Annotated in this window: 20 protein-coding genes; 8 read left to right on the top strand and 12 right to left on the bottom strand. The window is 55.7% G+C overall.

The features are described 5' to 3' along the window. Positions 1–85: 85 nt before the first annotated feature. Genes K0B87_01965 through K0B87_01950 form a run of 4 tightly spaced genes read right to left on the bottom strand, consistent with a single transcriptional unit; the run spans position 86 to position 3,338 of the window. Positions 86–706 (bottom strand): helix-turn-helix domain-containing protein, encoded by a 621-nt coding sequence (locus K0B87_01965; protein ID MBW6513502.1) that lies wholly within the window; start codon positions 704–706, stop codon positions 86–88. Then, a complete protein-coding gene (gene dapF / locus K0B87_01960) occupies positions 694–1,470 on the bottom strand; it encodes a diaminopimelate epimerase (GenBank protein MBW6513501.1) in 777 nt (258 codons plus the stop codon). Before dapF ends, K0B87_01965 begins: the two co-directional genes overlap by 13 nt. After that, positions 1,464–2,204 (bottom strand): 4-hydroxy-tetrahydrodipicolinate reductase, encoded by a 741-nt coding sequence (gene dapB / locus K0B87_01955; protein MBW6513500.1) that lies wholly within the window; start codon positions 2,202–2,204, stop codon positions 1,464–1,466. Before dapB ends, dapF begins: the two co-directional genes overlap by 7 nt. Positions 2,205–2,213: 9 nt before the next feature. Then, positions 2,214–3,338: a M20/M25/M40 family metallo-hydrolase gene (locus K0B87_01950; protein ID MBW6513499.1), complete on the bottom strand. Its 1,125-nt coding sequence runs from the start codon at positions 3,336–3,338 to the stop codon at positions 2,214–2,216. Positions 3,339–3,526: 188 nt separating this feature from the next. Here K0B87_01950 and K0B87_01945 point away from each other — a divergent pair, with 188 nt between their 5' ends. Further along, entirely contained in the window at positions 3,527–5,959 is a 2,433-nt protein-coding gene (locus K0B87_01945; GenBank protein ID MBW6513498.1) for an FAD-dependent oxidoreductase, read from the top strand. Positions 5,960–6,091: 132 nt separating this feature from the next. Continuing rightward, positions 6,092–6,835, top strand: coding sequence for a transporter substrate-binding domain-containing protein (locus K0B87_01940; GenBank protein MBW6513497.1), 744 nt, complete (start codon positions 6,092–6,094; stop codon positions 6,833–6,835). A 705-nt stretch (positions 6,836–7,540) separates the two neighbouring features. Here the strand turns inward: K0B87_01940 and K0B87_01935 are convergent. The 4 genes from K0B87_01935 to K0B87_01920 all read right to left on the bottom strand — a co-directional run bounded on the left by K0B87_01935 (position 7,541) and on the right by K0B87_01920 (position 10,464). Next, positions 7,541–8,152 carry a hypothetical protein gene (locus K0B87_01935; GenBank protein ID MBW6513496.1) on the bottom strand — a complete coding sequence of 204 codons (612 nt, stop codon included), beginning with the start codon at positions 8,150–8,152 and terminating at the stop codon, positions 7,541–7,543. Positions 8,153–8,236: 84 nt separating this feature from the next. Next, complete coding sequence (locus K0B87_01930; protein MBW6513495.1) at positions 8,237–8,860, bottom strand: iron-sulfur cluster assembly scaffold protein; 624 nt, start codon at positions 8,858–8,860, stop codon at positions 8,237–8,239. Next, positions 8,861–10,054, bottom strand: a complete 1,194-nt coding sequence (locus K0B87_01925) for a cysteine desulfurase (protein MBW6513494.1) — start codon at positions 10,052–10,054, stop codon at positions 8,861–8,863. Then, positions 10,051–10,464, bottom strand: a complete 414-nt coding sequence (locus K0B87_01920; protein ID MBW6513493.1) for an Rrf2 family transcriptional regulator — start codon at positions 10,462–10,464, stop codon at positions 10,051–10,053. The genes K0B87_01925 and K0B87_01920 overlap by 4 nt, the downstream gene beginning before the upstream one ends. Positions 10,465–10,594: 130 nt before the next feature. Here K0B87_01920 and K0B87_01915 point away from each other — a divergent pair, with 130 nt between their 5' ends. The 6 genes from K0B87_01915 (at position 10,595) to K0B87_01890 (ending at position 21,271) form a co-directional block, all read left to right on the top strand. Beyond that, positions 10,595–11,371: an ABC transporter ATP-binding protein gene (locus K0B87_01915; protein ID MBW6513492.1), complete on the top strand. Its 777-nt coding sequence runs from the start codon at positions 10,595–10,597 to the stop codon at positions 11,369–11,371. Continuing rightward, complete coding sequence (locus tag K0B87_01910) at positions 11,368–13,515, top strand: TonB-dependent receptor (GenBank protein ID MBW6513491.1); 2,148 nt, start codon at positions 11,368–11,370, stop codon at positions 13,513–13,515. Before K0B87_01915 ends, K0B87_01910 begins: the two co-directional genes overlap by 4 nt. A 111-nt stretch (positions 13,516–13,626) precedes the next feature. After that, on the top strand, positions 13,627–14,727 hold the full coding sequence (locus tag K0B87_01905) for a Nif3-like dinuclear metal center hexameric protein (GenBank protein MBW6513490.1): 1,101 nt from the start codon (positions 13,627–13,629) through the stop codon (positions 14,725–14,727). A gap of 928 nt (positions 14,728–15,655) precedes the next feature. Continuing rightward, a complete protein-coding gene (locus tag K0B87_01900) occupies positions 15,656–16,945 on the top strand; it encodes a T9SS type A sorting domain-containing protein (protein MBW6513489.1) in 1,290 nt (429 codons plus the stop codon). A gap of 159 nt (positions 16,946–17,104) precedes the next feature. Further along, positions 17,105–19,606, top strand: coding sequence for a glycogen/starch/alpha-glucan phosphorylase (locus K0B87_01895; GenBank protein ID MBW6513488.1), 2,502 nt, complete (start codon positions 17,105–17,107; stop codon positions 19,604–19,606). A gap of 18 nt (positions 19,607–19,624) precedes the next feature. Next, a complete protein-coding gene (locus K0B87_01890; protein MBW6513487.1) occupies positions 19,625–21,271 on the top strand; it encodes a lamin tail domain-containing protein in 1,647 nt (548 codons plus the stop codon). Positions 21,272–21,600: 329 nt separating this feature from the next. On the opposite strand, the gene K0B87_01885 is transcribed toward K0B87_01890, so the two are convergent. The 4 genes from K0B87_01885 to K0B87_01870 form a co-directional block, all read right to left on the bottom strand. Next, entirely contained in the window at positions 21,601–22,545 is a 945-nt protein-coding gene (locus tag K0B87_01885; GenBank protein ID MBW6513486.1) for an IS3 family transposase, read from the bottom strand. A gap of 2 nt (positions 22,546–22,547) precedes the next feature. Then, positions 22,548–22,943 carry a hypothetical protein gene (locus K0B87_01880; GenBank protein MBW6513485.1) on the bottom strand — a complete coding sequence of 132 codons (396 nt, stop codon included), beginning with the start codon at positions 22,941–22,943 and terminating at the stop codon, positions 22,548–22,550. 45 nt (positions 22,944–22,988) lie between these two features. Further along, positions 22,989–24,695 carry an SBBP repeat-containing protein gene (locus K0B87_01875; GenBank protein ID MBW6513484.1) on the bottom strand — a complete coding sequence of 569 codons (1,707 nt, stop codon included), beginning with the start codon at positions 24,693–24,695 and terminating at the stop codon, positions 22,989–22,991. A 15-nt stretch (positions 24,696–24,710) separates the two neighbouring features. Next, positions 24,711–25,267: phosphohydrolase (locus tag K0B87_01870; GenBank protein MBW6513483.1), on the bottom strand; the 557-nt coding region annotated here is incomplete at its 5' end.

The raw sequence follows: 25,267 nt of genomic DNA, 5'->3' as shown, positions 1-25,267 counted from the left end.
GGTTTTAAGATATTATGTTTAAAATCTGCCCATTGTCAAGCGAAAACTGTGAACGCTCTCTGGAAGAGGATTAACGCCCCTAAGGTCAATTCAGGGGCACGTTCACTTGGGAAGGTCCCAATATCTGCCCCAGATGATCGGTACTGTCCTGGACAGCTATGGTCTCCCGGATTGCGTTGGAAACCGGCGCGGAGCTTTGCCTGCCCAGCGCTTCGGAAATTTGCTTTTGCCGGTCCCGCATCGGATCAGGCTTTGGCTCCTGGTGTTCCTTGCTTACAACGACGGTCGTGTCCGCGGCTGAAGACTTGAAAATATCAGGCGTTTCCAGCCAACCCCGGGTATAGGCGTGCCAGAGGATGGTCCCCAAAACCACCACGAAGAGGATGATCCCGATCAGCCAAAGGAAGTTGGGTGAAAGCAGGATCTTCTTTTCCTTGACCACCTTCTTGGGCTTGAATTCCTTGTTGATCCGCTCGGGCAGCATCACCTTCAGCTCCGCCATCACCTCATTCAGGTCCGCTTCCAGATAGGCCGCGTATTTGTGGACCATCGCCCGCGCCAGGCCGGAAGGCCCCAGTTCGGAAAAGCGGTTGTCCTCCATCAGGCGGATCTGAAGCTCCCGCAACAGCAGGTCCTCCTGCACCTTCGCGTAGCTCAGGCCCTTGTCCTCACGCAATTTACGCAGCTGCGCGCCTAAATTTTCCATCTGTAGACTCCGCTATATACGTGCTCCACGCTTCCCGCCAGGATAAATTCCCCGTTGTCCTGGTATCTCACGCAAACATTTCCGCCGGGCATGTTTACCTTTACCTCGTTGTCCAGCAAGTCTTTGCCGATACCACAGAACACACTGGCCACCGCGCCGGTGCCACAAGCCTGGGTGGTGCCACAGCCCCTCTCCCAGATCCTAAGCTCGATCTCACCGCGCCCGATAACGCGAACAAACTGGGAATTGACTTCGCCGGGAAAGTCCGGATGCCGTTCCAAAACCGGTCCGTACTTGTATTCCTGGTCAACCAGGTTCTCCCAGAAGGAGACAAAATGCAGGTTGCCGACCCCCACCAAGCTGCCCCGCACCTCTGCGACGCGTTTGTCCGCGTAGAACAGGTCCGGTTTACCCATGTTCACTTCGACGCAATCGTTTGCGATGCTTGCAGTTTTGATCCCGTCGTCCGTGGCGATGCTAAGCTCTGTCCTGCCCGTGATTTCGTAAACCAGCCTGGAACAGCAGCGCAGGGCTGAACCGCACATCTCGGCCCGGCTTCCGTCGCTGTTGAAGATTGTCATCCGGGCATCTGCTTCCGGATCGTCCAGCAATAAGACCAAACCGTCGGCCCCGGCTCCTTTCCTGCGGTCACAAATGTCCATGGCCAGTGCTTCCAGAGAAAGCCGGCTTTCTTTCTGCCCGGTCAGCAGCAGGATGATAAAATCGTTGCCTTGGGCTTGCATCTTGCGGAAGGGGATCAGCATAGCAGGTCTTCCATCATCTGGTTGAAGCTGTGCAGGCCCTTGCGTATGGATATCCATTGCGCAGCCTGCAGCGCCCCAACGGCAAAACAGGCCCGGGAACGCACTCTATGGGTGAGTTCGAGGCTGTCGGTGTTGCTGTCGAAGATCACGTTGTGGGTGCCTGGCACCGCTCCCCCGCGCAGGCTGGCGAAATGCAGCTCGTCGCGCTGGATGCGCCTTTCGAGCTTGTCAAAGACCGCGGTTTCCTTTCTGCTGCTTTCCGCGATGATCGCGTTGGCCAGTTGGATCGCCGTCCCGGAAGGGCTGTCGGCCTTCTGGTTGTGATGCATTTCCCAGCCGCAGACATCGTAATCGGGAAACTTGTCGCAGACCGAGGTAGCGAAATGGACTATGCGGGTGAAAAGATTCATGCCGATGGAAAAATTCGCGCCCCAGAGCATGCCGATCCTGTTCCGTTCCACCAGTTCCTGAACCTCGGAGAGATATTTGTTCCAGCCGGTGGTGCCAACAACCAGGTTTTTCCCGGCTGAGGCGACCTTGCGGATGTTGTCCATGACGGCATCCGGATGGCTGAAATCGAGGCAGACCTCAGCCAGATTGGAAGCTGTAATCTCCTTCTCGCAGCCTTCCTGCGTGGGATCGATGATGGAAAGCACCTGGCAGCCGTGCGCTTCGGCCAGGCTGTGGATCATCCGGCCCATCTTACCATAGCCGAGTAAAGTTATCTGTAACATACTTTTACCTCACAAAGCGGAGTAGACGCTGATCAGGGCGGCGATGAAAGCCGCTCCGCGCCTCAGTTCTTCGACCTCGATGTCCTCTTCCACGGTGTGCACCTTGTTCATCCCGGTGCCGCAGATGATCATGGGAAGACCGGCCGCGTTGATTATGTTGGCATCGCTGCCGCCTCCGCCCACGGTCACTTTCTCCCTGATGCCCAGGCTTTTCAGGGCGTCCAGGGCTACCTGCACGACCGGCTCTCCTTCCTGAATGCGGAAGGATTGGTATTCAGTATGCGCATCCCAGACAAAGGCGGCGCTGCCAAAATCGTATTTGTGCCGATTGACCGTGCTTTCCACGGCATGGCGGATATCCTGAGTCACCTGGTCCAGTTTGACCGGATTGTGGCTGCGGGCTTCACCTTGGACCACAACGCTGTTGGGAACGATGTTGGTGGCCGTCCCGCCGCTGATGATGCCGATGTTGCAGGTCGTTTCATGGTCGATGCGGCCCAAGGGCATTGCGGATATGGCCTCGCTGGCGATCCGGATGGCGTTGATGCCTTTCTCCGGCTCGACTCCGGCGTGCGCCTCCTTGCCGGTGACCGTAATCCTGATCGAGTTCTGGGCTGGCGCGCCAACCACCAGATCGCCGACCCGATGGGCATCCAGGGCATATCCGAAGGCGGCCTGGAGCTTGCTTTTGTCAAAATGCTTGGCACCCAGCAGCCCGATCTCCTCTGAAACGGTGATCAAAACTTCGATCGGGGCGTGGTCCATCCCCTCGTCCAGAAAAGCCTTGATGCCCAGGATGATCTCCGCGATACCGGATTTGTCGTCTCCGCCCAGAACGGTCTTCCCGTCCGTGTGGATGCGCCCCTCTGTGATGGAAGCCTTGATCCCTTTGCCCGGTTTGACAGTATCCGCGTGGGCGCAGAAGAGGACCGGCTTTTTGTCCTTGCGGCCTGGAAACAAGGCGTGGATATTGCCCGCGTTGCCGCCGCTTGTTTTGTGGCAGTCATCCTCTTCGACCACGGCTCCGAGGGCTTTCAGGTCCGCTATCAGGCGGTCGACCATGGCCCGCTCGTCCCTGGATTCGCTGTCTATGGCGAGCAGTTCGAGGAAATACTGGACTACATCAGTGTTCATGCGAGTCTCCATTTATCCTTTTCTTTCGCGCAAGCTATTTTGGCGGGGGGTTTTTGTCAAAGCAATTTATCCGCGCAGGCTTGCTATCCTGTCCCCAGGTGGAGCGCCAAGTTTTTCATTGACGGATACGGGTATTTTGGGGAAAAGGATGGCATTGCCTAACTTTTTGCCAGACAAGGAGAACGGATATGATCCTGACCGATGCCCAGTTGCTGAGCGAGATCGCGCGCTGCGAATTCTGCGCCGAGAAACCCTGCAAGACAGCCTGCCCCTGCGATTGCTCGCCCGCGGATTTCATCATGGCTGCGGCTCAGGGACGCCCTTCCGATTTTAAGCGCGCGGCGGGTATCATCCTGTCCAGCAATCCTTTGGGAGGGATCTGCGGCAGTGTTTGCCCGGATTACCACTGCGTTCAGGCCTGTTCCAGAGAGACTTTCGACACTCCCATCCGCATCCCGGAAGTGCAGGCCGCGATCGTGCGCAAGGCCCGCGAACTTGGCCAGGTGCCGGAATTTGCCCCGGTGGCCCAAAACGGCAGAAAGGTCGCCATCGCGGGTGGCGGGCCGGCAGGCGTCGGAGCGGCCGTAAGCCTTATCCAGCTTGGCTATGAGGTCGATATCATCGATCCCGAGCCCTTGGGCGGCCAGGTCAATCTGATCCCTTCCGAACGCTTGGACAGAGGCGTGCTCTTGTCCGACCTGCTCTATCTGACCGAGGTTTTCAAGATCAGTCATATCAAGGAAAAAGTGAACAGCGCGGCCGAACTCCTAAGCAGTGGATATGACGCCGTGATCCTGGCCGGAGGTCTGAATGATCCCATCCGCTTGAACATTCCCGGCGACGAGACCGCCCTCTACGGCATGGACATCCTGAAAAACCCAGGCTGCTATCTCTTTGAAGGAAAACGGATTGCTCTCGTTGGTGGCGCCATCGCAGCCGACCAGGCCCTCACGGCCAAACTGCGCGGCGCCGCGCACGCTGAAATGATCACCCTGGAAGCCTGGCACGAAATGCCCCTCACGGAAGACGAAAAGCAAGGACTGGTCGAAGCTGGCGTCGCGTTCAGCCCCCGCACCCGCATCGCGGAGGTCGTCAACGAGGCCGGCCACACAATCGGGATCAAAACCAAACGTGTCGAACTGCCACCCGGCGAAGCCTTCCATCCCTCCAGGATCCAGGATGAGCCAGGCTCTACAGAACTTTACCGGCCTTTTGACATGGTGGTGATCTCCGTGGGAAACCGCCCCGCCTTCAAGGAAACAGGCCAAAACATCTATCACTGCGGGGATATGGCCAACGGCCCCACCACGGTCGTGGAAGCTGTTGCTTCCGGCAAAAACACAGCCCTGAAAGTCGATTCAGACTTGCGCGGCACGGCTTTTGAGACTCCACCCAAACCAGTTAAAAGCTGCCTGCCAGTTTTCGGCTGGAACAAGCATCCCGTGCCCTTGGAGGCCGATTTCTTCGCCCGCCGCATCGATTCACCCTTCCTGCTTTCCGCCGCGCCGCCAACGGACGGCTATGAGCAGATGAAACTGGCCTACGAAGCCGGCTGGGCAGGCGGGATCATGAAAACCGCCTTCGACGGCCTGGAGATCCACATCCCGGGCGAATACATGTGGGTTTGGGGCGGCAAAACCTTCGCCAATTGCGACAACGTTTCGGACCATCCCCTGGACCGCGTTTGCGAAGAAATACCCCGGCTGATCCAGGAATTTCCGGATAAACTGACCATGGCCTCGACCGGCGGGCCCGTCACCGGAGACGACGAAGCGGACAAAGCCGTCTGGCAAGCCAACACCCGGAAGTTGGAAAAAGCAGGCGCCATGGGCATCGAATACAGCCTGTCCTGTCCCCAGGGCGGAGACGGCACCCATGGCGACATTGTGGCCCAGGATCCAGCCCTGACGGCCAAGATCATCGCTTGGGTGATGGAAACCAGCGCTCCGGAGATCCCCAAACTATTCAAGCTGACCGGCGCCGTGACTGCGATTTATCCCATCATCACGGCGGCTAAAGAGGTTCTGGACAAGTATCCAGATAAGAAAGCAGGCATCACCCTGGCCAACACCTTTCCCTGCCTGGGTTTCAGGGATAAGGAAGGCGCCAAATGGGACGAGGGCGTGATCGTGGGCATGAGCGGCGAAGGTGTCCTTCCCATCAGCTATCTGAGCCTCGCCCGGGTGTGCGGAATGGGCGTGACGGTCTCCGGAAACGGCGGCGCCATGAACTATCTGGACGCGGCCAATTTCCTGGCCCTGGGCGCTTCCACGGTCCAATTCTGCACCATCGCGGAAAAATATGGCTATGGCATCATCGACGAACTCAAGCTGGGCCTGTCGCATCTTCTGGAGGCCAGAAAACTCAGATCAGTAAAGGAACTCATCGGGATCGCCCAGCCCCATCCGATCACCGAATTCATGGACCTGCCCCCCAAAACAAAATCCAGCAATCTCACCCGCGAACTCTGCGTCCATTGCGGAAACTGCACCCGCTGCCCCTATCTGGCCATCACTTTGGATGAGGAACTTTATCCCGTGATCGACAAGGACAAATGCGTCGGCTGCTCGCTCTGCACCAAGCTTTGCTTCGCCGGCGCGTTGCAGATGAACAAGGATTGAAACCGGGACAATTGTTCTTTTGTAGGCATCAAGAAAGCACCAAGCTCTGATGTTTTTCCGGAAATGATGAAATATTTCTTGACAAGCCAGCGTACCACCAAATTAGTAACGAAAACTTACAAGGAGTGAGCAATGAAAAAGTTATGCTTTGTGCTGGTCGTGGCACTCGCGCTGTTTGGCCTGGCCTGCAGCCGCAAGGAAACTCCCCTGACCATCCTCACCGAAGATTATCCTCCCCTCAGCTTTATGGAAAACGATATGGTCACCGGTTACGGGGCCGAGGTGGTGGGAGCGATCCAAGAGATCCTGAAAACCAATTTTGTGCCTCAATTGCTGGAATGGGACGATGCGTACGAGAGAGCGCTCAATGAGCCCAATGTGGTGCTGTTCACCATGGAAAAAACACCCGAGCGGGCTGACAAATTCCATTTCATTGGCCCCCTGGGCGCCCACACCGCAAGCTTCTATGCCCTGGCCGAAAGCGACCTGCAACTGCCCAATCTGGAAGCTGCCAAGGAGGTGAAGATCATTGCCACAACCAAGAAGTGGTTCACCGAGCAGTATTTGCTGGAACAAGGATTCACCAATCTGGTGAGCACCGACACACCCCAGCAAAACATCACGATGCTGCTCGAAAAGAAAGCCGACCTCTCTGTGTTCACGAATGTCACTTATCCCCTCCTGGCCAAGTCCGCGGGTATAGATCCCGATGCCCTGAAACCCATTTTTGACGTGATGAGCACCGAATACTACATCACCATCTCCAAAGCCACAGATCCCGCCGTAGTGGCAAAATGGCAGGAAGCTTTCGCCCAGCTCCAGCAGGACGGTTCCCTGCAAAAGATAAAGGACAAGTGGTTCCCTCCCGCGGAGTGAACTGAACTGTACAGAACTGAGTCCTTTCCTTACTCTTGGCATAAGTCCAGGACAGAAGGATGGATTGTTGTCACACCGAGCCAGCTTATCGGCTGGCTGGGAAGCAGCATATCATGAAAAACATGGCTTGGCCTCGATTGCTTCTGCGTTTTGCTTATTAAGGAAGAGTGACCCAGCCCTCGCCCTCCTTATCAATACGCTATCAATACGGACTCATTACGGACTTTGTCCGTAATGAGTCCGTATTGACACCGTATTGATAAGGGGAGCCAGATGGGTGGAGAAAGGCGATATGTTGTGATAAGATATTGCTAAATAAGCAAATACGCATATGGTTAATGTGTTTGGGAACGAGTGGTTTTGAAGGGTTTTTTGGGGTTTGGAGTTTTGAGTTCGAAGTCCAAGCTTCATCCTGGAGTCGAGCGAGGAACGAGCATGGACTCCAGAAAATCGCTGACTGATACAAAAGGCTCTCTTTCAAATCGAGTGGGTGATCTCTTCCACCCGTCTGAAGTCTGCCGGAGTTTCCGGCCTCAGTTTGATGTTCATTTCCTTCATGTTGGTTCTCCAAGTCAGGTACAAAAAGCGCTCAGTAGCTTTGCGGCTCTCTGAATATGTCAAAAAGCAAAAAGGGGAGGCAAACTCCCCTTTAGAAACGTTTGTGGTTTTGGTCCGGATTGTTCTGGCTCCGCCAGACTCCGGCTTTTAGAAAGACTTTTCCAGCTTGGCCAGGTCTATCAATTCGGCAAAGGTTTTCAGGATCTCCGGATCTTCGATATCGTCGCCTTCGACCATGACGGTGATATTGTTTCCCACCTGGATGGTCAGGGTGCCGGATTTGTTGCCTTTGTCGTAATCCTGATTGCCGGTGTAGCCGCCAACGCGGATGGTTTTACCAGATCCGCCCATGCCGCCAAACATTTTTGCCATGCCCATCAGTCCGCCGGTCTGGCCCAAAACACCTCCGACCGTGATGCTGAGGTCGATGTCCATGTCATCTTTGCTGTAACTGGCATTGGCGATGATGGAATTGGCGCTGCCAACAATCGCTCCGGCCTGTCCCATAGATTGGGATTCCTTGCTGTTCTGTGTGAAGCCGGCCGGGGCGTCGGGGATGTATTTTTCCAGTTGTTCGGCCAGGATCTCGCTGATCTTGGCCAGCGCGAAATTGATCTCATCCTGGGCTTTGACCAGGTTGTCCTGATTGAGCATGGCTTTGGCGTTGTCCAAGCTCTGCAGGGCTTCTTGCTTGGGCGATTGGGCCATCAGTCCGAGGACCGCCAGAAGCAGGATGGCTATGCTGAAAAATTTCTTCATTGTTTCTCTCCTTACTCGGTTTCTTGTCATAATTTATTGTCTCTGGCTTCGTGTCAAGCAAAAAGACTGCGCCAGAGGAATGGATCAGGGAAAATTGATCTGGATGTTCTTGACCTCAGGATATTTCTCCAGATGCTCGCGGATCTCCTCGGCCACGTTTTCCCGCCACTGGTCAAAGCTCATCATGTTCAGGTCGATCAGCACCTCGCCATCCGTGAAGCCGACGTATTTCACCATCTTGAGGGCCACGATGTCCTCGCCCACCTGGGGATAGATGATCTTCTTGAGCTCTTCCAGGATGGTTTCCTTGCTGAAATTGGGCACTTCCTTGAGCCCGTGGGCGATCTCGTAGTTGGAGATGGCGGTTTGCAAAGTGTCCGCCGCAAGCACGGAGCAGTGTACTTTCACGGGTGGAAGGCCATCCAGGGCTTCCATGGCGTCGCGCCAGGTGAGCTTTTTCGCCTCTTCGAGGGTCTTGCCCTTGGCCAGATCGGTGATTATCGAGGCTGTGGCGATGTTTGAGGCGCAGCCGTAGGAAAGGAAGCTGATGTCCTCGATGACCTGGGATTCTGGGTTGACCTTGAGAAAGACCGAAACCTGGTCGCCGCAGGCCGGGCTGCCTTCGGTGGCGCTGGCATCAGGGTTTTCCAACTGGCCGACGTTGTGGGGGTGCATGAAGTGGTCCAGGACCTTCTGTGAATATTGCATTTATTTCTCCGTTTTGTGGGTTGCTTGGTAAAGGGGGCTGCGCGCGCGCAGGGAAGCAGTGATCTCCGCCAGTTTTTCCACCGCGAGGTCGATGTCCTCCCGGGTGTTGTAGCGGGAGAGGGTAAACTTCATCGAGCCATGCGATTGCACGTGGTTTTTGCCCATGGCCATCAGCACATAGTTGGGCTTGAGGCCCTGCGAGGCGCAGGCGGAACCGGTGGCAACCGTGATCCCCTGCAGGTCCAGCATCATGGTGATGGCCTCGCCCTCGATGTAGGCGATGGAAACGTTGATGTTGTGCGGAGCCCGTTTTTCGCCCCGCGGCCCGTTCAGTTCGATCTCGGGAATGCCCTCTTCCAGCCTATTCAGAAGGTGGTCTGAAAGTTCCCGGAGCTGGCGGGTCGTGGCATTCAGATCCTGGAAAGTGATCTCCGCCGCTTTGGCGAAGCCGGCAATCAGGGCCATGCTGATGCCGCCGGTCTGTAAAGGATCAACGCGGTTTATCCCATGGACGACCTGGGCCAGTTTGGTGCCTTTTTTCACGTAGAGGGCACCTACGCCCTGGGGGCCGTGGATTTTGTGGGCTGAAACGCTCAGGTTGTCGATCCCGAGCTCTTTTACGTCCAAAGGCATTTTGCCATAGGCCTGCCCGGCATCGGCGTGCCAGAAGATCTTATGGCCGGCGGATTCCAGCACCCGGCGGTATTCATCCAGCGGCTGGATCGTTCCCACCACATGGTTCACGATCGTGGTCATAAAGAGGATTGTGTCTTCCCGGACCGCCTCTTTGAGCCGGGCCGCGCTCACAAAACCTTCGGGATCGGGCTCCAGATAGCTTACCTCAAAGCCGCGGTTTTGAAAGTAGGCCGCGTTGGTGAGCAGGTCCGGATAATCGACAACGGAGACGATGATGTGCTTGCCCTGTCCGGAATTCGCTCCCAGCAAGCCTTTGATGGCAATGTTGTTGGCCAGGGTGCCGCCGGACGTGAAATGGATCTCGTCCGCCGAGGCGTTCAGAGTCTTGGCCAGAGTGGCCCGAAATCCCGCCAGGGCATTGTTGGCAGCTTCCCCGGTACTGATGAAGGTTCCGGGAAACCAGAATCGCTCGCTGAAATAGGGCAGCATTGCTTCCAGGACAGCAGGGTCCAGAGGGGTCGTGATACAATTGTCCATATAGATCTGGCGCTGGCTCATTTCTTCTCCTTGGCGGGAATTTTGCCGATCTTGTCCAGAGTGTAGGTCCGGAATAGCTTGCGCTGTTTTTCTGCCAGGTCCCTGAACACAGGCTTGAGGACGCATTTGGTGCCCAGGCAATACTGCTTGTCCATGCCGCAATTCAGTTCCATGGCATGGTCGTCCACGGCCTCCATGATGTCGTAGAGGCTGATCTTTTCCGCCGGTCGGGCCAGAATGTAGCCGCCCTTGGAACCCGCGCTGCTGCTGATCAGGCCGGCGTTCTTCAGCGAACTGAGCAGATGCTCCACGTATTTCTTGGGCAAACTCTGCAATTTGCAGATCATATGCGCGGAAATGCTGCCTGCCTCGCTGGCATGTATCTCCAGCAAGGCACGCAAGGCATATTCGGTGCGTGTGTTTACTGCCATTTTGTTTCCTCTTAATGTTTCTCTAATCATATAGTAATTTACTATGCTTTCTGCGCAAGAAAAATCTGCCCCTGCTCAGACCGGTGTTGACAGAAATATGCCCCGCCAGAAAATATGCCTAAGGTGTATGATGATACAAGTAAGCAAACTTTCCTGTGCCTATGACGCGGATTTGGTCCTGCGGGAGTTGGATTTGACCCTGCCCGGGGCGGAATTCACCGTCCTGGTGGGTCCCAACGGAGCGGGCAAATCCACCTTGGTCTACGCGCTGCTGGGCTTCCTCAAAGGGCGTGCGGGCGAGATCCGGCTTTACGACAGGCCCCTGGGCAGCTATAAAAGGCCGGAGCTGGCGCGCCTGATTGCCTTTGTACCGCAGGAAAGCGTGTTCCAGTTCGATTACACGGTGCGAGACATTGTCCTGATGGGGCGCTATCCCTATCTGGGCCTGATGCAGAGCTGGCTGCAGGAGGATTTCGATGCCGTGGACGGGGTTTTGGAGCAGCTTGAGTTGGCAAGCCTTGCCCAAAGGTTCTATTCCCAACTCAGCGGCGGAGAGAAACAGCGGGTCCTGATCGCCCGCGCTTTGGCCCAGGATACCAGGTATATCTTTCTGGACGAAACTCTTTCCCAACTGGATATCAACCACCAGGTGGAGATCATGGAAATCTTAGGCAGGATCAGCTCCGGGAGCCAAAAAGGCATTCTGCTGATCTCCCACAACCTCAATCTGGGCGCCAATTTTGCCGACAAAATGGTGTTTCTGGCCAAGGGCCGGATCCTGGGCAGCGGATCGCCGGAGGAAATGATGCGCCCGGATCTGCTCAGTTCCCTTTTCGGCGTGAGCCTGCAAACCATGCTCAATCCAGCCAGCGGCAAGCCCAACCTGCTCTATCCGGGCAGAATATGATCAAGGTGCTGCCGGTCTTTCTTGTCCTGGCCGCCATCTGGATTTCAGGCTGGGGAACGACCACCCGGCTGGGTAAGATCATCGACGAGGCCGGAAACCCGGTCCCGGGAGCGGTTGTCTCGGACGGCCAGAACCAGGTTTTCAGCGCCAATGACGGCACTTTTTACTTTTATACCAGCGCTGATTCCCTTATTGTACAAAGGCTCGGATACCTGCCCCGCCGCGTCGCTTTTTCCAATATGATCAAACCCATTGTCCTGAAGGCGGAGCCGATCGTCCTGCCCAAGGTCATCGTTTCCGAAACGGCTCTGGACCTCTTTTCCGCCGCCCCAGACAGGATCAGCCTGCCCATCGATCCAGACCGCCATTATTACTCCGCCGGAGAGATCCTTTCCTCGGCACCCTCCATACACAGCAACGACGTTCTGCTCAAAGGCGAAAGCCAAAGCGTCTCCATCCTGGGAAACCTGGCCCGCCACAGCCTGATCGTGCTGGACGGGATTCCGCTCAACCCGGATGGCGGGAGTTTCGACCTCTCACTGCTCGAGGCGGACAACATCGCCAGCATCGAACTGATCAGGAACAACGCCTCGGTTTACGGAGGCGCCTCGGCCATCGGCGGGATCGTGCAGATCACCTCCAAACAGGGCTCAACCCGAAGCGGGGAGAGGTTTTTGCTGGGCACGGAACTCGGTTCTTTTGGCTATGCCAAAAACAGCTTTTCCTTTGAAACGGCGCAGTCAGACTGGAACCTGCGCTTTAGTGCCAGCAACCTGAATACGGACAACGACTTCCCCTATCGGGTCCGGGAATGGTGGACCGCCGACAGCCTCGCCGTCAGGGCAAACAACGCCAAACGCCAGAACTCCCTTTCCGCCAGCTATTCCAGGCGTTTTGACGAACTGAGGTTCTCCCTCCAGTCTGATCTTAGCTCTTTCCACAGGCAATTGCCGGGAACGGTCAATTTTGCTGACGTCTATCTAAACGCCTGGCTGGAAGGTTTCGCCAACCGCAACCGGCTGGCCCTGGACGCGCCATTTGGGGGATTGGAGACCAGGCTGCTCCTCTGGCTGAATCTTGACGGAACCTTATATGACAACACCCGTGCCCCGCTTCCGGTTTTTGTTTCCAAATATCGGCAGAAACTGGCCAACCTCGGATTGCGCCTCAGTTTGGGGCGCGAAACGCATCTTTTTAAGAGTCTTAAATGGAATTCCGGACTTGCAGCCGAAGCAGGCACTGAGCACTACCAAAACCTCGACCTTTTGATGCCGGACAAGGACCTGGACCACTACTCCCGTTTCGCCAATGCCAGCCTGAAAAACAGCCTGGTGCTCGATCTGGGCGATCTCATCTGGACCAATTCCGCAGCCCTGCGCCATGACCATGCGGATCTCGAGGATAATCTCAGCTGGCGCCTGGAAAGCGGTTTGCGCCATATCGGCTTTGTGGAAACCATCCTCGGTGCGACCCTGGGTACCTCATTTTCCCTCCCTTCGCCTTATGACCTCTATTGGAAGGGCGATTCCCAGGCCTTGGGCAATCCGGACCTGGCCAGCGAAACCTCTCGGGGCTGGCAGCTTTGGCTGGAAAACAGACTCGGCGCCTTTAGCCTCAGGACCTCGTACCACCACAACGATATTGACAACCTCATCCAATGGCGCCAGATCCAGATGTTCGGAAATGTCTGGAAACCTCTCAACATAGGTAGAGCGCGTATCCGCAACCTCGAAGTGGAGGCCGGGCTGACCCCATGGGAATGGCTTTCTTTTTCCTCCTCAGCGCTTTATACCCAGGCCCTGGATCTCAGTTCCCTGCCCGCGGACTCCGCTCCACGCCTGATGTACACCCCAGAGCTGAACTATTCCCTACGCCTGGAACTGAACTGGGCCAACTTCAATTTCTGGAGCCGCTACGCCTTCACCGGAGAGCAATTCACCACCCCGGACAACCTCGCGGACCCCCTTCCTTCCTACTCTTTGCTGGATCTGGGCTTCTCCTTCCCCCTTTCCGTAATGGACTGGAAGATCACTCCCCACTTCAGCATGCGCAACCTCCTCAACGCGAGCTACGAGGTCTATGCTTACGTGCCCCAGCCCGGGATCTCTTTCTATGGCGGGCTCAGCCTGCAGTTTTCGGACTGAGGCACAGCTTTCCTGAGCTACGCGCGGCAAGATTTAGCTTGACGGATCAGTTGGATATCCGGCGGATTGGATTCATCAGAAAATACGCGAGCATCCACAGTGAGGTGACATATGCTGATCTCTGAATTAATGGCATACATTGAGGAGTTTGCCCCTCTCACCCTGGCCCTGGATTGGGACAATGTGGGCCTGCTGGTGGGCGATCCGAAGCGTCCTGTGAACAAGGTCCTGATCAGCCTGGACGTGACTCCCAACGCTGTCAGCAAGGCCCTGCAGATTGGTGCGGACCTGATCCTTTCCCATCATCCGCTGATCTTCAGGCCTCTGAACAGGATCACCGATCCCTTGCTGCTCCAATTGATCGAAAACAAGATTAGCGTGATCAGCCTGCATACCAATCTGGATGTGGCTCCGGGAGGGGTGAACAATGCCCTGGCCGAGGCTCTGGGACTTCAGATCATTGACCATCTGACTGCTGAACAGGGCGGAAAGTGGTATCATCTCTGCGTCACAGTGCCGGCGGATCACTTGAATGCCGTGTCCACGGCCGCCTTCCAGGCCGGGGCAGGAAAGATCGGCAACTATTCCTCTTGTTCCACGCGGCATGGAATCACAGGCACTTTCAAGCCCCAACCAGGCGCGAAGCCTTATCTTGAGCAGCCGGACGCGCTGGGACTGACCAAAGTCGCGGAGGAGGAACTGGAGTTCATGGTTGACGAAGCTTCCCTAACCAAGGTCCTTGATGTCATAAAAAACAGCCATCCCTATGAGACTCCTCTAGTCTATTTTTTCCCCGTGGCCACTCCCAATCCTGCCTACGGATTGGGTTTGGTGGGCAAATTCTCTCCGGATCTGAGCTTGACGGAAATAGCCCGCCTGGTCTCAGAACGCCTGAAATGCCGGCGTCCCCGGCTTTGGACAGCCGGCCTGAGCCCCCAAACCAAAGTGGAAAGAATCGCCGTCTGCGGCGGGGCGGGAGCCTCCATCCTGAAGAGCGCCGGGCAGAAAGCCAACCTCGTTATCACTGGAGACATCGGCTATCATAACCTGCTCGATTCCCGCATTCCCATCATCGACGCCGGCCATTTCTACACCGAGTACCCCGTTCTGGAATACCTCCGCAACCGCCTCCAGACCAAAGATATCGCCTGCGAGGTCCTGCCCCTGGAGGAGCACGAATACCATATGAATCTGCTGGAACAGGGTTTCTGAGCAGGTCTCTCCCGTATTGAGATCATGACCTGTTTACCCGATGGAATGGCGCTAAAAAGGCTCTTTTACCAAGCGAGTGGTCGATGGTCTCTCCAAATCCTGCAAGTATGATGTATCGGACTGCCTAAATCCTTTCGGCAGAGGCATCAAGGCTGTCGTCAGAAGAGGTTTTTACACACTGAGGCAAAGCGGAATTTATCACCCGTCTAAGCTGCGAATGAAATTCGGCTCACTTGGGAATATAGCCCTGTTTGACTTCTGATCTGCTCCTTCTATCTGCTGAATGACCAGTGTTCATCAATGCTTTTTTTAATTGACAACCACCAATATGTTCACCTTGTCGCTCTCGTGATCATTACGCTATCATTACGGACTCACTACGGACTTTGTCCGTAATGAGTCCGTATTGACACCGTATTGATAAGGGGAGCCAGAGTGGATTTTTCCAGTGGTAATGTTGGAACTGTCCTTCAGATCTACTGGTTGTCGGGCTAGGCAAATCCGGATTGAACAGGCAGCGGAAGCCAAGATCGGTTTGTGGGGGCAGCGAGGCTTCCTTCAGAAGCGGTCTTTGACTGCTGTAGCAAACAGATGTACCACCCCATCAAGTCAGGCCCTCTTTAGGTTGGAATAGGGCCACAATAAATAGCTTGACACGAAACAAGATTCGCCTCATTATAGCATCAAACTATTGTAAAGTAACTTAAAGTGTTGTGAGAGTGAAACTCTGGGGGTTTTTTACATCCCAGTGTTTGATAGCCTCGGCAATAGCCGGTTAATACTTACAGTGATGAAATTTCCGCCCTGAAGGCAGAAAAAGTGAAAATAAATCGGATTTGGAACAATACCTGCTCTGAGATGGGACACCTAAAGTCAAGGTCCCTGAAAACTGACCAAGATAGCAGGAAAAAATGGAAATGAGGTAAACATGAAAAGATCTTACCTGTTACTGCTGCTGCTGGCGCTGGTTTATCTGTTGCCTGCGCAAACCCAGCCGCTTACCCTCACTTCTCCGAATGGCGGAGAAGTCTGGGCAACCGGCTCGACCTATGACATCACCTGGACCCACACGAACCTGACCGGAAACGTCAACCTGATGCTGGTGGGCGGAAATGCCCATCCCGCGCACATGCTGATCGCCGAAGACATCCCTGTGGACGCCGGCATTTACGGCTGGACCATACCGGCCACCGTCATTCCAGGAACTTACTATCGCGTGCGCATCACCCATCCCACTGACAACAACCATCTCATCTCCGATGTCAGCGACGCTCCTTTCACCATCACAGGCGACACGCCACCACCTCCGCCGCCTCCACCGCCGCCAGTTGGGGCTCTTGAACTCACAGCCCCCAATGGTGGAGAGATCTGGGAAGCCGGCCTCACCTATGCCATAACCTGGACCTCCGAGGACTTGACCGGAAACGTGACTCTGGCCCTGATCGGCGGACGCCAGCATGGCCCGGGAATGTTTCTGATAGCCGAGGATATCCCCGTGACCGACGGATCCTTTACCTGGACCGTGCCTGCCACAGTGCGCCCCTCGGACCGCTACCGGGTCCATATCTACATGGGCGTCTGCCCCGATGTGATCGCCTCTGACCTCAGCGACGCTCCTTTCTCCATCATTGGCGACCCGCTGCCCCCAGATCCTTCCGTGATCACGGTCACAGCTCCCAATGGCGGCGAAATCTGGGAAAAGGGAAGCACCTACACGATCACCTGGACCGACCTGGAATACATCGACACGGTGAAGATCTTCCTGATCCGCGGCGGCAACCAGCACCAGCACCGGTTCCTGATCAACGCCGAAGCCCCCAACACCGGATCCTATGAGTGGCTGATCCCGCCTGCGGTCCAGCCCGGCGAAAGCTACAAGATCCAGGTTGTCCGCCCCGAAGCGGGAATGGACGTCAGCGACGGTTTCTTCACCATCCTGGAGCCCCAGGTGAATGTGAAGGCCAGCCCCAATCCCACCGTCAAAGGCACCACGATCAGCTTTGAGCTGAAAGCCCCGGCCAGCGCCACAGTGCGCATCTACAACGCCAGGGGACAGGCCATCCGCACTCTGGTCCAGGACCAGATGCTGAGCGGAACGCAAAGCATCAACTGGGACGGAAACGACCAGCAGGGACGCAAAGTATCCAACGGCGTTTATTTCGCCCGGATCAGCGCGCCAGCCCTCAACGCCTCCCAAAAGATCATCGTCATCAAGTAAGTTTACACACGGTAAACCAAATGTACGGGCGGGACTTGACTGTCCCGCCCATTTTTGGTATGTTGGGCCCGGACCGTTCCGCAAAGAACATTTCCCCTTGACAGCAAAACGGCTCTCTGATGTTTGTTAGGGCATTGTAAAAGACGAATTGAGGACCTGATGAAAGAAGGTTTCATACCCAAAAACGATTTCCATTCCATCTTCTTCTCCGACAAGGCGGAACAATGCAGCGACGACCTGAGGTCGCTGTTTCTGAGGCATCTGGAATATTCCCTGGTCAAAGACACCACCAACGTGCAACCCTGGGACGTCTACTATGCCCTCAGCCTCAGCCTGCGCGACCGACTCATCCAGAGATGGCTGCGCACCCAGTATGAATACCGCAAGCAGGATGTGAAGAAGGTCTTTTACCTGTCCATGGAATTCCTGATCGGCCGGCTTTTGGGCAACACCCTGATCAACCTGGGCGAATATGACAACAGCTTTGACCTGCTGAAGGAGCTGGGTTATTCCTTGGAGGACATCGCCGAACTGGAACCCGACATGGGGCTGGGCAATGGCGGTTTGGGACGCCTGGCGGCTTGTTTTCTGGATTCCCTGGCCACTCAGGCCTATCCGGCCTATGGTTATGGCATCCGTTACGAATTTGGCATCTTCAAGCAGGGCATCGTCCAAGGCTACCAGGTCGAAGAACCCGACCACTGGCTGAAAAAGGGCTGCCCCTGGGAAATCCAGCGTCCAGAGATCAGCTATCGCGTGCGCTTCGGCGGAAAGGTCATCAGCGAGGAACTGCCGGACGGGCGGACCCTCCACCGCTGGGTGGACACCACCGATGTGAACGCGGTCGCCTGGGACATCCCCATCCCCGGCTATAAGGTTGACAATGTGAACAACCTCCGCCTCTGGCAAGCCACCGCCACGGATGAGTTTGATTTTGATTATTTCAACAGTGGCGATTACGTCCGCGCCGTCGAAAAGAAGAACATCAGCGAAAACATCTCCAAGGTCCTCTATCCCAACGACAACATGCACTTGGGCAAGATGCTCCGCCTCCGCCAGGAATATTTCTTCGTCAGCGCCACCCTCCAGGACATCTTTCGCGCCTGGAAGCAGGACCACGACAGCTTCAGCGAACTCCCAGCCAAGATCGCCATCCAACTCAACGACACCCATCCCGCTCTGGCCATCCCGGAAATGCTGCGCATCCTCATTGACGAGGAAAACCTCTCTTTCGACGAGGCCTGGGATATCACCAAACACTGTTTCAGCTATACCAACCATACCATCCTCCCCGAAGCCCTGGAAAAATGGAGCGTCAAGCTCTTCGAGGAATTGCTGCCCCGCCACCTGATGCTGATCTATCAGATCAACAACCACGTCTTGGCCGAAGTCAACCGCCTCTACCCCAGCAACATCGTCAAGCTCAGCAACCTCAGCGTGATCGAGGAAGGCCCGGAAAAGAAGCTGCGCATGGCCCAGCTCTGCCTGCATGGCTCCCACGCCGTGAACGGGGTGGCCGAACTCCACACCCAGATAATCAAGGAACGCATCTTCCCGGATTTCGCCCAGATGTATCCCGACCATTTTCAGAACAAGACCAACGGCATCACCCCCCGCCTCTGGCTGCGGGCTTGCAATCCCCAGCTCGCCAGCCTGATCACGGAGCACATCGGCGAAAGCTGGGTGGCCAACCTGGAATATATCAGCGGGATCGAGAACTACTGCGACGACCCGGAATTCCTCGAGACCTTTTTGGAGATCAAGCAGATCAACAAACGCGCCCTGAGCAAACACATCTTCCGCGAAACCGGGATCCGCACCAAAGCGGACAGCATTTTCGACGTCCAGATCAAGCGCCTCCACGAATACAAACGCCAGCTCCTCAACGTTTTGGCCACCATTGCCCGCTATCAGAGCATCAAGGCGGATCCTTCCGCAGACCACGTTCCCCGCACCGTCATCTTTGCCGGCAAGGCCGCCCCTGGCTATTTTCTGGCCAAACGCCTCATCAAGCTCATCAACAACCTCGGTGTGGTGGTCAACCGCGATCCGGCCGTGGCCGACCGCCTCAAGGTGGTTTTCCTGCCCAACTACTCTGTCTCATTGGCCACCAAAATCATCCCCGCAGCCGATCTTTCCCAGCAGATCTCCACCGCCGGCTTTGAGGCCAGTGGCACCGGAAACATGAAGCTGGCCCTCAATGGAGCCCTCACCCTCGGCACCATGGATGGCGCCAACGTCGAAATGGCCGAGGAGATCGGGGCCGAGAACATGTTCATCTTCGGCCTCGATGCCACCCAGGTCAGCGCTCTCAAACAGGAGGGCTACAACCCCCGCGAATTCTACAATTCCGATCCCGAGCTGCGCGCCGCCATCGACGCCATCTCCTCCAACCTGTTCTCGCCCCGGGAATTGGATATCTTCGCCCCGATCGTCAGGTCGCTCCTGGATGACGGCGACCCCTACTGCATTTTGGCCGATTTCCGATCCTATGTGGATGCCTCGCGCCAGGTCGATGAACTCTATCGCGATCCCCAGGCCTGGGCCCGCAAGGCCGTGATCAACATAGCCAGGATGGGCAAATTCTCCGCCGACCGCGCCATCCGCGAATACGCGGCCGATATCTGGAACATCGATCCCGTCCTTTTGGACCTGCATTAATGCTGGGAGGCTGATCTGATGAAGGCTGGCGGCTGGCGGACCTGTTTTTGGGCCCTGGCTTTGTCCATCTTGTCCGGATTTCCCGTCCTGTGCGCCGCCAATGTGGTCATCAACGAGGTCTGCTACGATCCCAGAGGCGCCGACACAGGCCACGAATGGATCGAACTCTTCAATGCCGGCAGCGCCGACGAAAACCTGGAGGGAGCCCTGATCCTGCGCGGTGGCAGCAGTTTCAGCCTTGTCTTCGAGATCCCCCATTTCATCCTGCGCCCGGGCCGCTATATCCTGATCGGCGAAGCACAGGTCGCCAACGCCATCTTCATCACCCCCCTGGCCTTTCAGAACGGGGGCGCGGAGACCGACGGCATCCGCTATGTCAGCCCGGATGGGCTGTACACGGACACAGTGCTCTACGATTCACCCAACACCAACGGCCTGCCGGACGACACAGGAATGGCGGGAACCTCGTTTGCTCCAGACGTTGCGGAGGGATGGAGTTTGGCTCGCCGCTGGGACGGTTTGGACACGGATGACTGCGAAGCGGATTTCATTGCCGAGCCTGATCCCACGCCTGGCCTGCCCAATAGAACCCGCGCGGATTACGCTTTGCAAGATGCCCAGGCCTGGCAGGATGGAAGTTCCTGGCAGTTCGGCGTTTGGGTCAAAAACCTGGATTGGACTGGACCGCCTGTTCTGGCCGGACTGAGGTTCCTCTTGGATGGGCTGCAGATATCTGAGCAGGAGGTTATCGCTCTCACCTGCGGGGATTCGCTTCGCTATGTCGAACAAATTCCGGTTACGGATGGCCAAAACCACCTTGTGGAGGCCATCCTGGACCTGCCTGACGATCCCAATCCAGTCAACAACCACCTTTCTCTGGCTCTGCTGGGGGAAAACCTGGCCAACCCTGTCTTCAACGAGATCATGTACGATCCAGCCACCGGCAACCAAGAATGGATCGAACTTTGGGTGGCCGATTCTGAAGGCCGCTCGGATTATCGCATCCGGGACGCGGCCAACAACCAGTTCAGCTTTTCCCTGCCTGCCTCCGGAGGTTTTTTCGTGCTCTGTTCCTCAGCCGCGCAGTTGCTCGCTGGCTATCCGGACTGCCCTGCCTCCGCGGCGATCGAGGTCAGCGGCTGGGCGCCCCTCAATAACGATGGCGATTCTCTCTGGATCTATGATTCGGAGGATGCCTGCATCGACCAGATGAGCTACAGCGGGGTTTCCACTCAGCGGAACATATCCCTCGAAAGGCAGGTCAATTCTGTCGATGAGGTTTTCTGGCGCTACAGCCTTGATCCCTCCGGAGCCACACCCGGCCGCGCGAACAGCCAATCCGCCCCCGTGCCAGATTTCTCCGGCACTTTCAATCTGGTGGGAAGCCCCTTCAATGCCAAAGCCGGGGAAAGCGTCAGCCTGTTTTACCAGCTCGAGAACGAACAAAGCCGCGTGAACTGCCGGATCTTCGACCGCGCCGGGCACCGCGTGCGGATCCTGGCCGACGGCCTGCTAATCCCTTCCGAAGGTTCCCTTTCTTGGGACGGCAGGGACACCGAAGGCCACTTCGCAAGCCGGGGACTGTATTTCATCCTTTGGGAATCGTGCCCCACTTCCGGCGGCAAAACCTTGCGCCGCCAGTTTTCCGCCGCCGTTTACGACTGACCGTAAGCCAGGCCAGGCCAGTATAAAAACGCTTACTGCTTCACCTGTCAAAGTTAGACGGGCATATTTTTGACCCAATTTGGAATCCCAGGCCCCGGGAAGGAATTCTTTTTCCTCTCTATATCACTACCAAATCAACATGGAATCTATGTTATCTTAACCTTCTCCACTTTTCCCCGCTTCATAAAATCACTCCTCGCCCTCTTTATCAATACGGTGTTAATACGGACTCAATACGGACAAAGTCCGTAATGAGTCCGTATTGACACCGTATTGATCAGGGGGGCCAAAGCCAAATTCAGGAGTTTCCTGATTTGAGTTGACACCTCTCATTTTTGAGTTGTTTTGTTCTTGTCAAGGTTATTCTTCTTTATCTTGACTGCCAATGACTTGGCATAGGTTCTTGCCACCCGGCCGGCCGGGTGGCAAGAACCCGGTTTTACCTCTGGGTTTCTGCTTTTTTTCGCTGTGTAACGTGTTAACACACAATAAGGTATCCGCTTCCCCAGGCTACTGTGTTTGTGCGCTGTATTATACTGGTTGATTATCTCCCTGATTTCTGCTTTCGCTTCCTCTTTCGTTTTATATCTGATCCGGAGGCCCATAGTATACTTGAGTGTTTTATTCAAACTTTCAATGTAGGCATTGTCATAGCAGTGGTTGTTTCCTGTGTTGCTCAGTTGGATCCCATATTCCAGGACAGTGTTTTTTACTGCATGGTTTACGAACTCTGAACCCCGGTCCGTGTGCAGAATGGTCTGATATTTGAGTCTGAGCCGCGCTTTCAAAGCCATGCTTTCTTCCAGCGCCTCTACCACTGGCCAGGCTTTGCAGGTATCGCAGATCTGATATGAAGTGACATATCGGCTGACAAGATCTTCCATAAGCAGCAATTGCAAGGGGCCTTCGTCAGTTTTGATCTCGGTATAGTCGGCAAACAGTACTTCAAACACTCGCCTGAATGTCCTGTTCTTGATCAGATTTGACGCTGCCTGAGATTTGTATGGCTTGGTCTTCCAGGCCCGGCTACTGGAGTTTAGGGTATACCTGTTCCTGTTCACCAGGCGATAGAACCGGTCCCGGGGAATATGGACCCCTTCATCGGAAAGCTCTCTACGGACCTGGCTGCCAGACAGGCCTGACTTTTCCAATAGCTTATCTTCTATGGCCTGCTTGTATTGCTGTTCTGTGTTCTCCTTGCTCAGATCACGATGCAGATAGGTCTTGTAGAGGTTCTGACGGCTCATGCCAAGGCTTTCGCTGATCAGGCTCATGTTCACAGCTTTCCCTTGTCCTTTAAATTCTGCCTGAGTTTGGGTGACAGCTGTCGCAACAGACTTTTTTTTTGCTCACTATCCATGACCAGGTAGGCATTCTCAAGCAAGGTCTCAAGATAATACACTGTCTCCTCCAAGCGGCGAAACTCGAGGTCAACGCATTCAGGAATGTTTACCCTGGGAGCCCCCACACGTCGCTTCAAACGTCTCGGTGCCCTTTTCAATCCACGCTTTTCCATATACTCCCTCACCCAAGCCCGAACCATCGTAACATCATTAATACCTTCTTCATAACTCACCTTGGTGGCGCTGTGCCCTTCTCGCACAACTTGCATGACCACATAATCATAGTACTTATGACTGTAACTAACTCCATTGTAGATATGGCGTTGCATATTTCTCTCCTGTTATTGTGTCAACCAATTTCAGGAAAGCCAAATTCAGGGTGGCCTGAGCAGAGTTATTTTCCTGACGCCAGCCTGGTGTCCGTCAGCCTTCAGACGGGCCAGGTAAATTCCATTGGGACAAAGCTTTCCGCGTGCGTCACAACCATCCCAGGCAAGGCTGTGGGTTCCGGGACCGAAACTTCTCCGGGCGATTGTTTTCACCAGCTGGCCCTTCAGGTTGTAGATCCCCAATTCCAGTTCCGCGCCGCGCTCCAGGCTGCAGTTTATAGTGGTCAGAAAATTGAAAGGATTGGGACGCGGGCCGAATAGCCGGAAATCCCCAACTTCGGGCATGGAGGGATCGCTGATGCCGGTTTCTCCAGTGTCGATCTTGGCCACAAAAACGTCCCTGGTGGGATAACCGTAATCGTTCAAGACGCTTTCCAGCACTGTTTGCCCGAAGGAAACAGTCCCGATGAAGCTGCCCGTCAGACACAGATACCCCGCAGGGTCGAGCAGGATGCCGCGGCCATATTCAGATTCAGTTCCGCCCGCTGTCAGCACCCAAAGCCAGTTCCCCTGAAGATCCAAACAGGCGGCAAAAACATCTCTGCCGCCGTTGCTGACCAGTCCGTGAGGCCCAAAATCCGCGTCGCCGGAGAAAACGCCGGCCAGAAAGACCTGATCCCCGATCGCCAGGGAAAATCCCTCATCCAGATCGTTTCCGCCGGCGCGAATCGCCCAGATCCAGTTTCCGTCCGGATCGAGCTTGGCGACGAAAATGTCGTTCCCACCTCGGGACCGCTGGTTTATCTGGCCAAAGGAGATGGTCCCGCCGAAGTATCCGCTCAGATAGAGATTTCCCGCATTATCCGCTGCGATGCCATAAGCTTCCGACTGGCCCTGTCCGTCTGCCTGCGTCGCCCAGAGCCAGTTTCCCGCGGGCCCCAGCTTCGCGGCGAAGGCGGAAGCACCTTCCGAACTGCTGAGAACCATGGTCCCGAAAGTGGCGGTGTCACGAAAAAAACCTGCCAGACAGACGTTTCCCGAACCGTCTACCGCTATTGAATAGCCCATTTCATCATTCATTCCGCCTGCGCTAGCCGCCCAAGGCCAGGTTCCCTGGCTGTCCAGTTTGGCCGCGAAGATATCGATATTGCCCAGGGAACTGAGGACATGGGGACCAAAATTGACGGTCGAACAAAAATACCCGGTCAGATACAGACCGCCGTTCGTATCCGCGGCTATGGCATGTCCGACGTCCGCGCCGGTGCCCCCCACCTGACGGACCCAAAACCAGTTACCGCTGGAATCCAGCCTGGCCGCGAAGATGTCGGAACTGCCAGCGCTGGTATAGGTTAAGTTTCCGAAAGTTAAGGTTTGTTCGAATGAGCCGGTGATATAGACGTTATCTTCCGCGTCCAGAGCGATCCCGTAGGCAAAATCGTTGCCCGGGCCGGCAGCTTTTGTAGCCCAAAGCCAGTTGCCTTCAGGATCGAGTTTGGCCACAAATACATCCCAGGCCTGCACGCCAACCAGCGTGGTTCCTCCAAATACAGCAGTGCCGAAGAAGATCCCCGTCACATAGATGTTTCCGCTGCTGTCCCGGGCCAGCGACATACCGGTTTCAAACTGGCTGCCTCCAGCACTCACCGCCCACTCCCATTGGGGATCCAACGCGGATAGGAAACCCATCGCAAGCAACATCAGCAATACCAGGGCCAGGCTTGTAACTCTTTGCCGGGTTTGGATTTCAGTCATGGCGTCTTCTGGTCTTTAGAGGTATCTGAGCATCTCGCGGTCGGCAACTCCGGCGTAAAGCTCGATGTAGGGCTTCACGGGGCTGATGTGGATCTTGGGGAAAAAGACCTCCTCAACCTGGAAAAAGCCGACTGAGGCGCTCATCTCCACCGTGATGGCGATCGGTTTTTCCGTGCCCTTTTCGATGCGGACCTTTTGGATGGCGCCGGCTGAGGTGCGGTGGATATCCCCGATGCGAGGCTCGTTGGAAAGAATGGTGGGAATGCGGGCGCGGCCTTTTTCCATGTCGCTGCCGTCGCCGATGAGCACCAAACCCGCTTCCAGAGAGTTGATCCGGGTGTTGGCCATGTGCCCGAAAATGCCTTCGATGGCGATGGAGCGGATGGCGGTTTTAGTCATGTACTCATCTAGTGGAAGGATGGCGTCCAACACTTTGTCGATGAATGGCGAGGCAAGTTGGATGGAGATGATCTCGTGGGAATGGCGGGTCACGGACATACCCAGATCGTGCAAAAGAGTGCCGAAAAGCACCGCGGTGAGAGAATCCTCGGCTGTTCCGGCCTCCTCTTTTT

Source organism: Candidatus Syntrophosphaera sp. (genome assembly GCA_019429425.1).
Classification (GTDB): domain Bacteria; phylum Cloacimonadota; class Cloacimonadia; order Cloacimonadales; family Cloacimonadaceae; genus Syntrophosphaera.
Note: the sequence above shows the minus strand (reverse complement) of the source record. Positions and strands in the feature narration are given on the sequence as shown.

What these genes read in the sequence shown, in the direction of transcription:
- K0B87_01900 (MBW6513489.1), top strand. Translation starts at nt 15,656, where the DNA reads ATGAAAAGATCTTACCTGTTACTGCTGCTGCTGGCGCTGGTTTATCTG.
- K0B87_01935 (MBW6513496.1), bottom strand. Translation starts at nt 8,152, where the DNA reads ATGAAGAAATTTTTCAGCATAGCCATCCTGCTTCTGGCGGTCCTCGGA.
- K0B87_01920 (MBW6513493.1), bottom strand. Translation starts at nt 10,464, where the DNA reads ATGGCAGTAAACACACGCACCGAATATGCCTTGCGTGCCTTGCTGGAG.
- dapF (MBW6513501.1), bottom strand. Translation starts at nt 1,470, where the DNA reads ATGCTGATCCCCTTCCGCAAGATGCAAGCCCAAGGCAACGATTTTATC.
- K0B87_01910 (MBW6513491.1), top strand. Translation starts at nt 11,368, where the DNA reads ATGATCAAGGTGCTGCCGGTCTTTCTTGTCCTGGCCGCCATCTGGATT.
- dapB (MBW6513500.1), bottom strand. Translation starts at nt 2,204, where the DNA reads ATGTTACAGATAACTTTACTCGGCTATGGTAAGATGGGCCGGATGATC.
- K0B87_01940 (MBW6513497.1), top strand. Translation starts at nt 6,092, where the DNA reads ATGAAAAAGTTATGCTTTGTGCTGGTCGTGGCACTCGCGCTGTTTGGC.
- K0B87_01945 (MBW6513498.1), top strand. Translation starts at nt 3,527, where the DNA reads ATGATCCTGACCGATGCCCAGTTGCTGAGCGAGATCGCGCGCTGCGAA.
- K0B87_01925 (MBW6513494.1), bottom strand. Translation starts at nt 10,054, where the DNA reads ATGAGCCAGCGCCAGATCTATATGGACAATTGTATCACGACCCCTCTG.
- K0B87_01950 (MBW6513499.1), bottom strand. Translation starts at nt 3,338, where the DNA reads ATGAACACTGATGTAGTCCAGTATTTCCTCGAACTGCTCGCCATAGAC.
- K0B87_01885 (MBW6513486.1), bottom strand. Translation starts at nt 22,545, where the DNA reads ATGAGCCTGATCAGCGAAAGCCTTGGCATGAGCCGTCAGAACCTCTAC.
- K0B87_01880 (MBW6513485.1), bottom strand. Translation starts at nt 22,943, where the DNA reads ATGCAACGCCATATCTACAATGGAGTTAGTTACAGTCATAAGTACTAT.
- K0B87_01890 (MBW6513487.1), top strand. Translation starts at nt 19,625, where the DNA reads ATGAAGGCTGGCGGCTGGCGGACCTGTTTTTGGGCCCTGGCTTTGTCC.
- K0B87_01965 (MBW6513502.1), bottom strand. Translation starts at nt 706, where the DNA reads ATGGAAAATTTAGGCGCGCAGCTGCGTAAATTGCGTGAGGACAAGGGC.
- K0B87_01905 (MBW6513490.1), top strand. Translation starts at nt 13,627, where the DNA reads ATGCTGATCTCTGAATTAATGGCATACATTGAGGAGTTTGCCCCTCTC.
- K0B87_01930 (MBW6513495.1), bottom strand. Translation starts at nt 8,860, where the DNA reads ATGCAATATTCACAGAAGGTCCTGGACCACTTCATGCACCCCCACAAC.
- K0B87_01895 (MBW6513488.1), top strand. Translation starts at nt 17,105, where the DNA reads ATGAAAGAAGGTTTCATACCCAAAAACGATTTCCATTCCATCTTCTTC.
- K0B87_01875 (MBW6513484.1), bottom strand. Translation starts at nt 24,695, where the DNA reads ATGACTGAAATCCAAACCCGGCAAAGAGTTACAAGCCTGGCCCTGGTA.
- K0B87_01915 (MBW6513492.1), top strand. Translation starts at nt 10,595, where the DNA reads ATGATACAAGTAAGCAAACTTTCCTGTGCCTATGACGCGGATTTGGTC.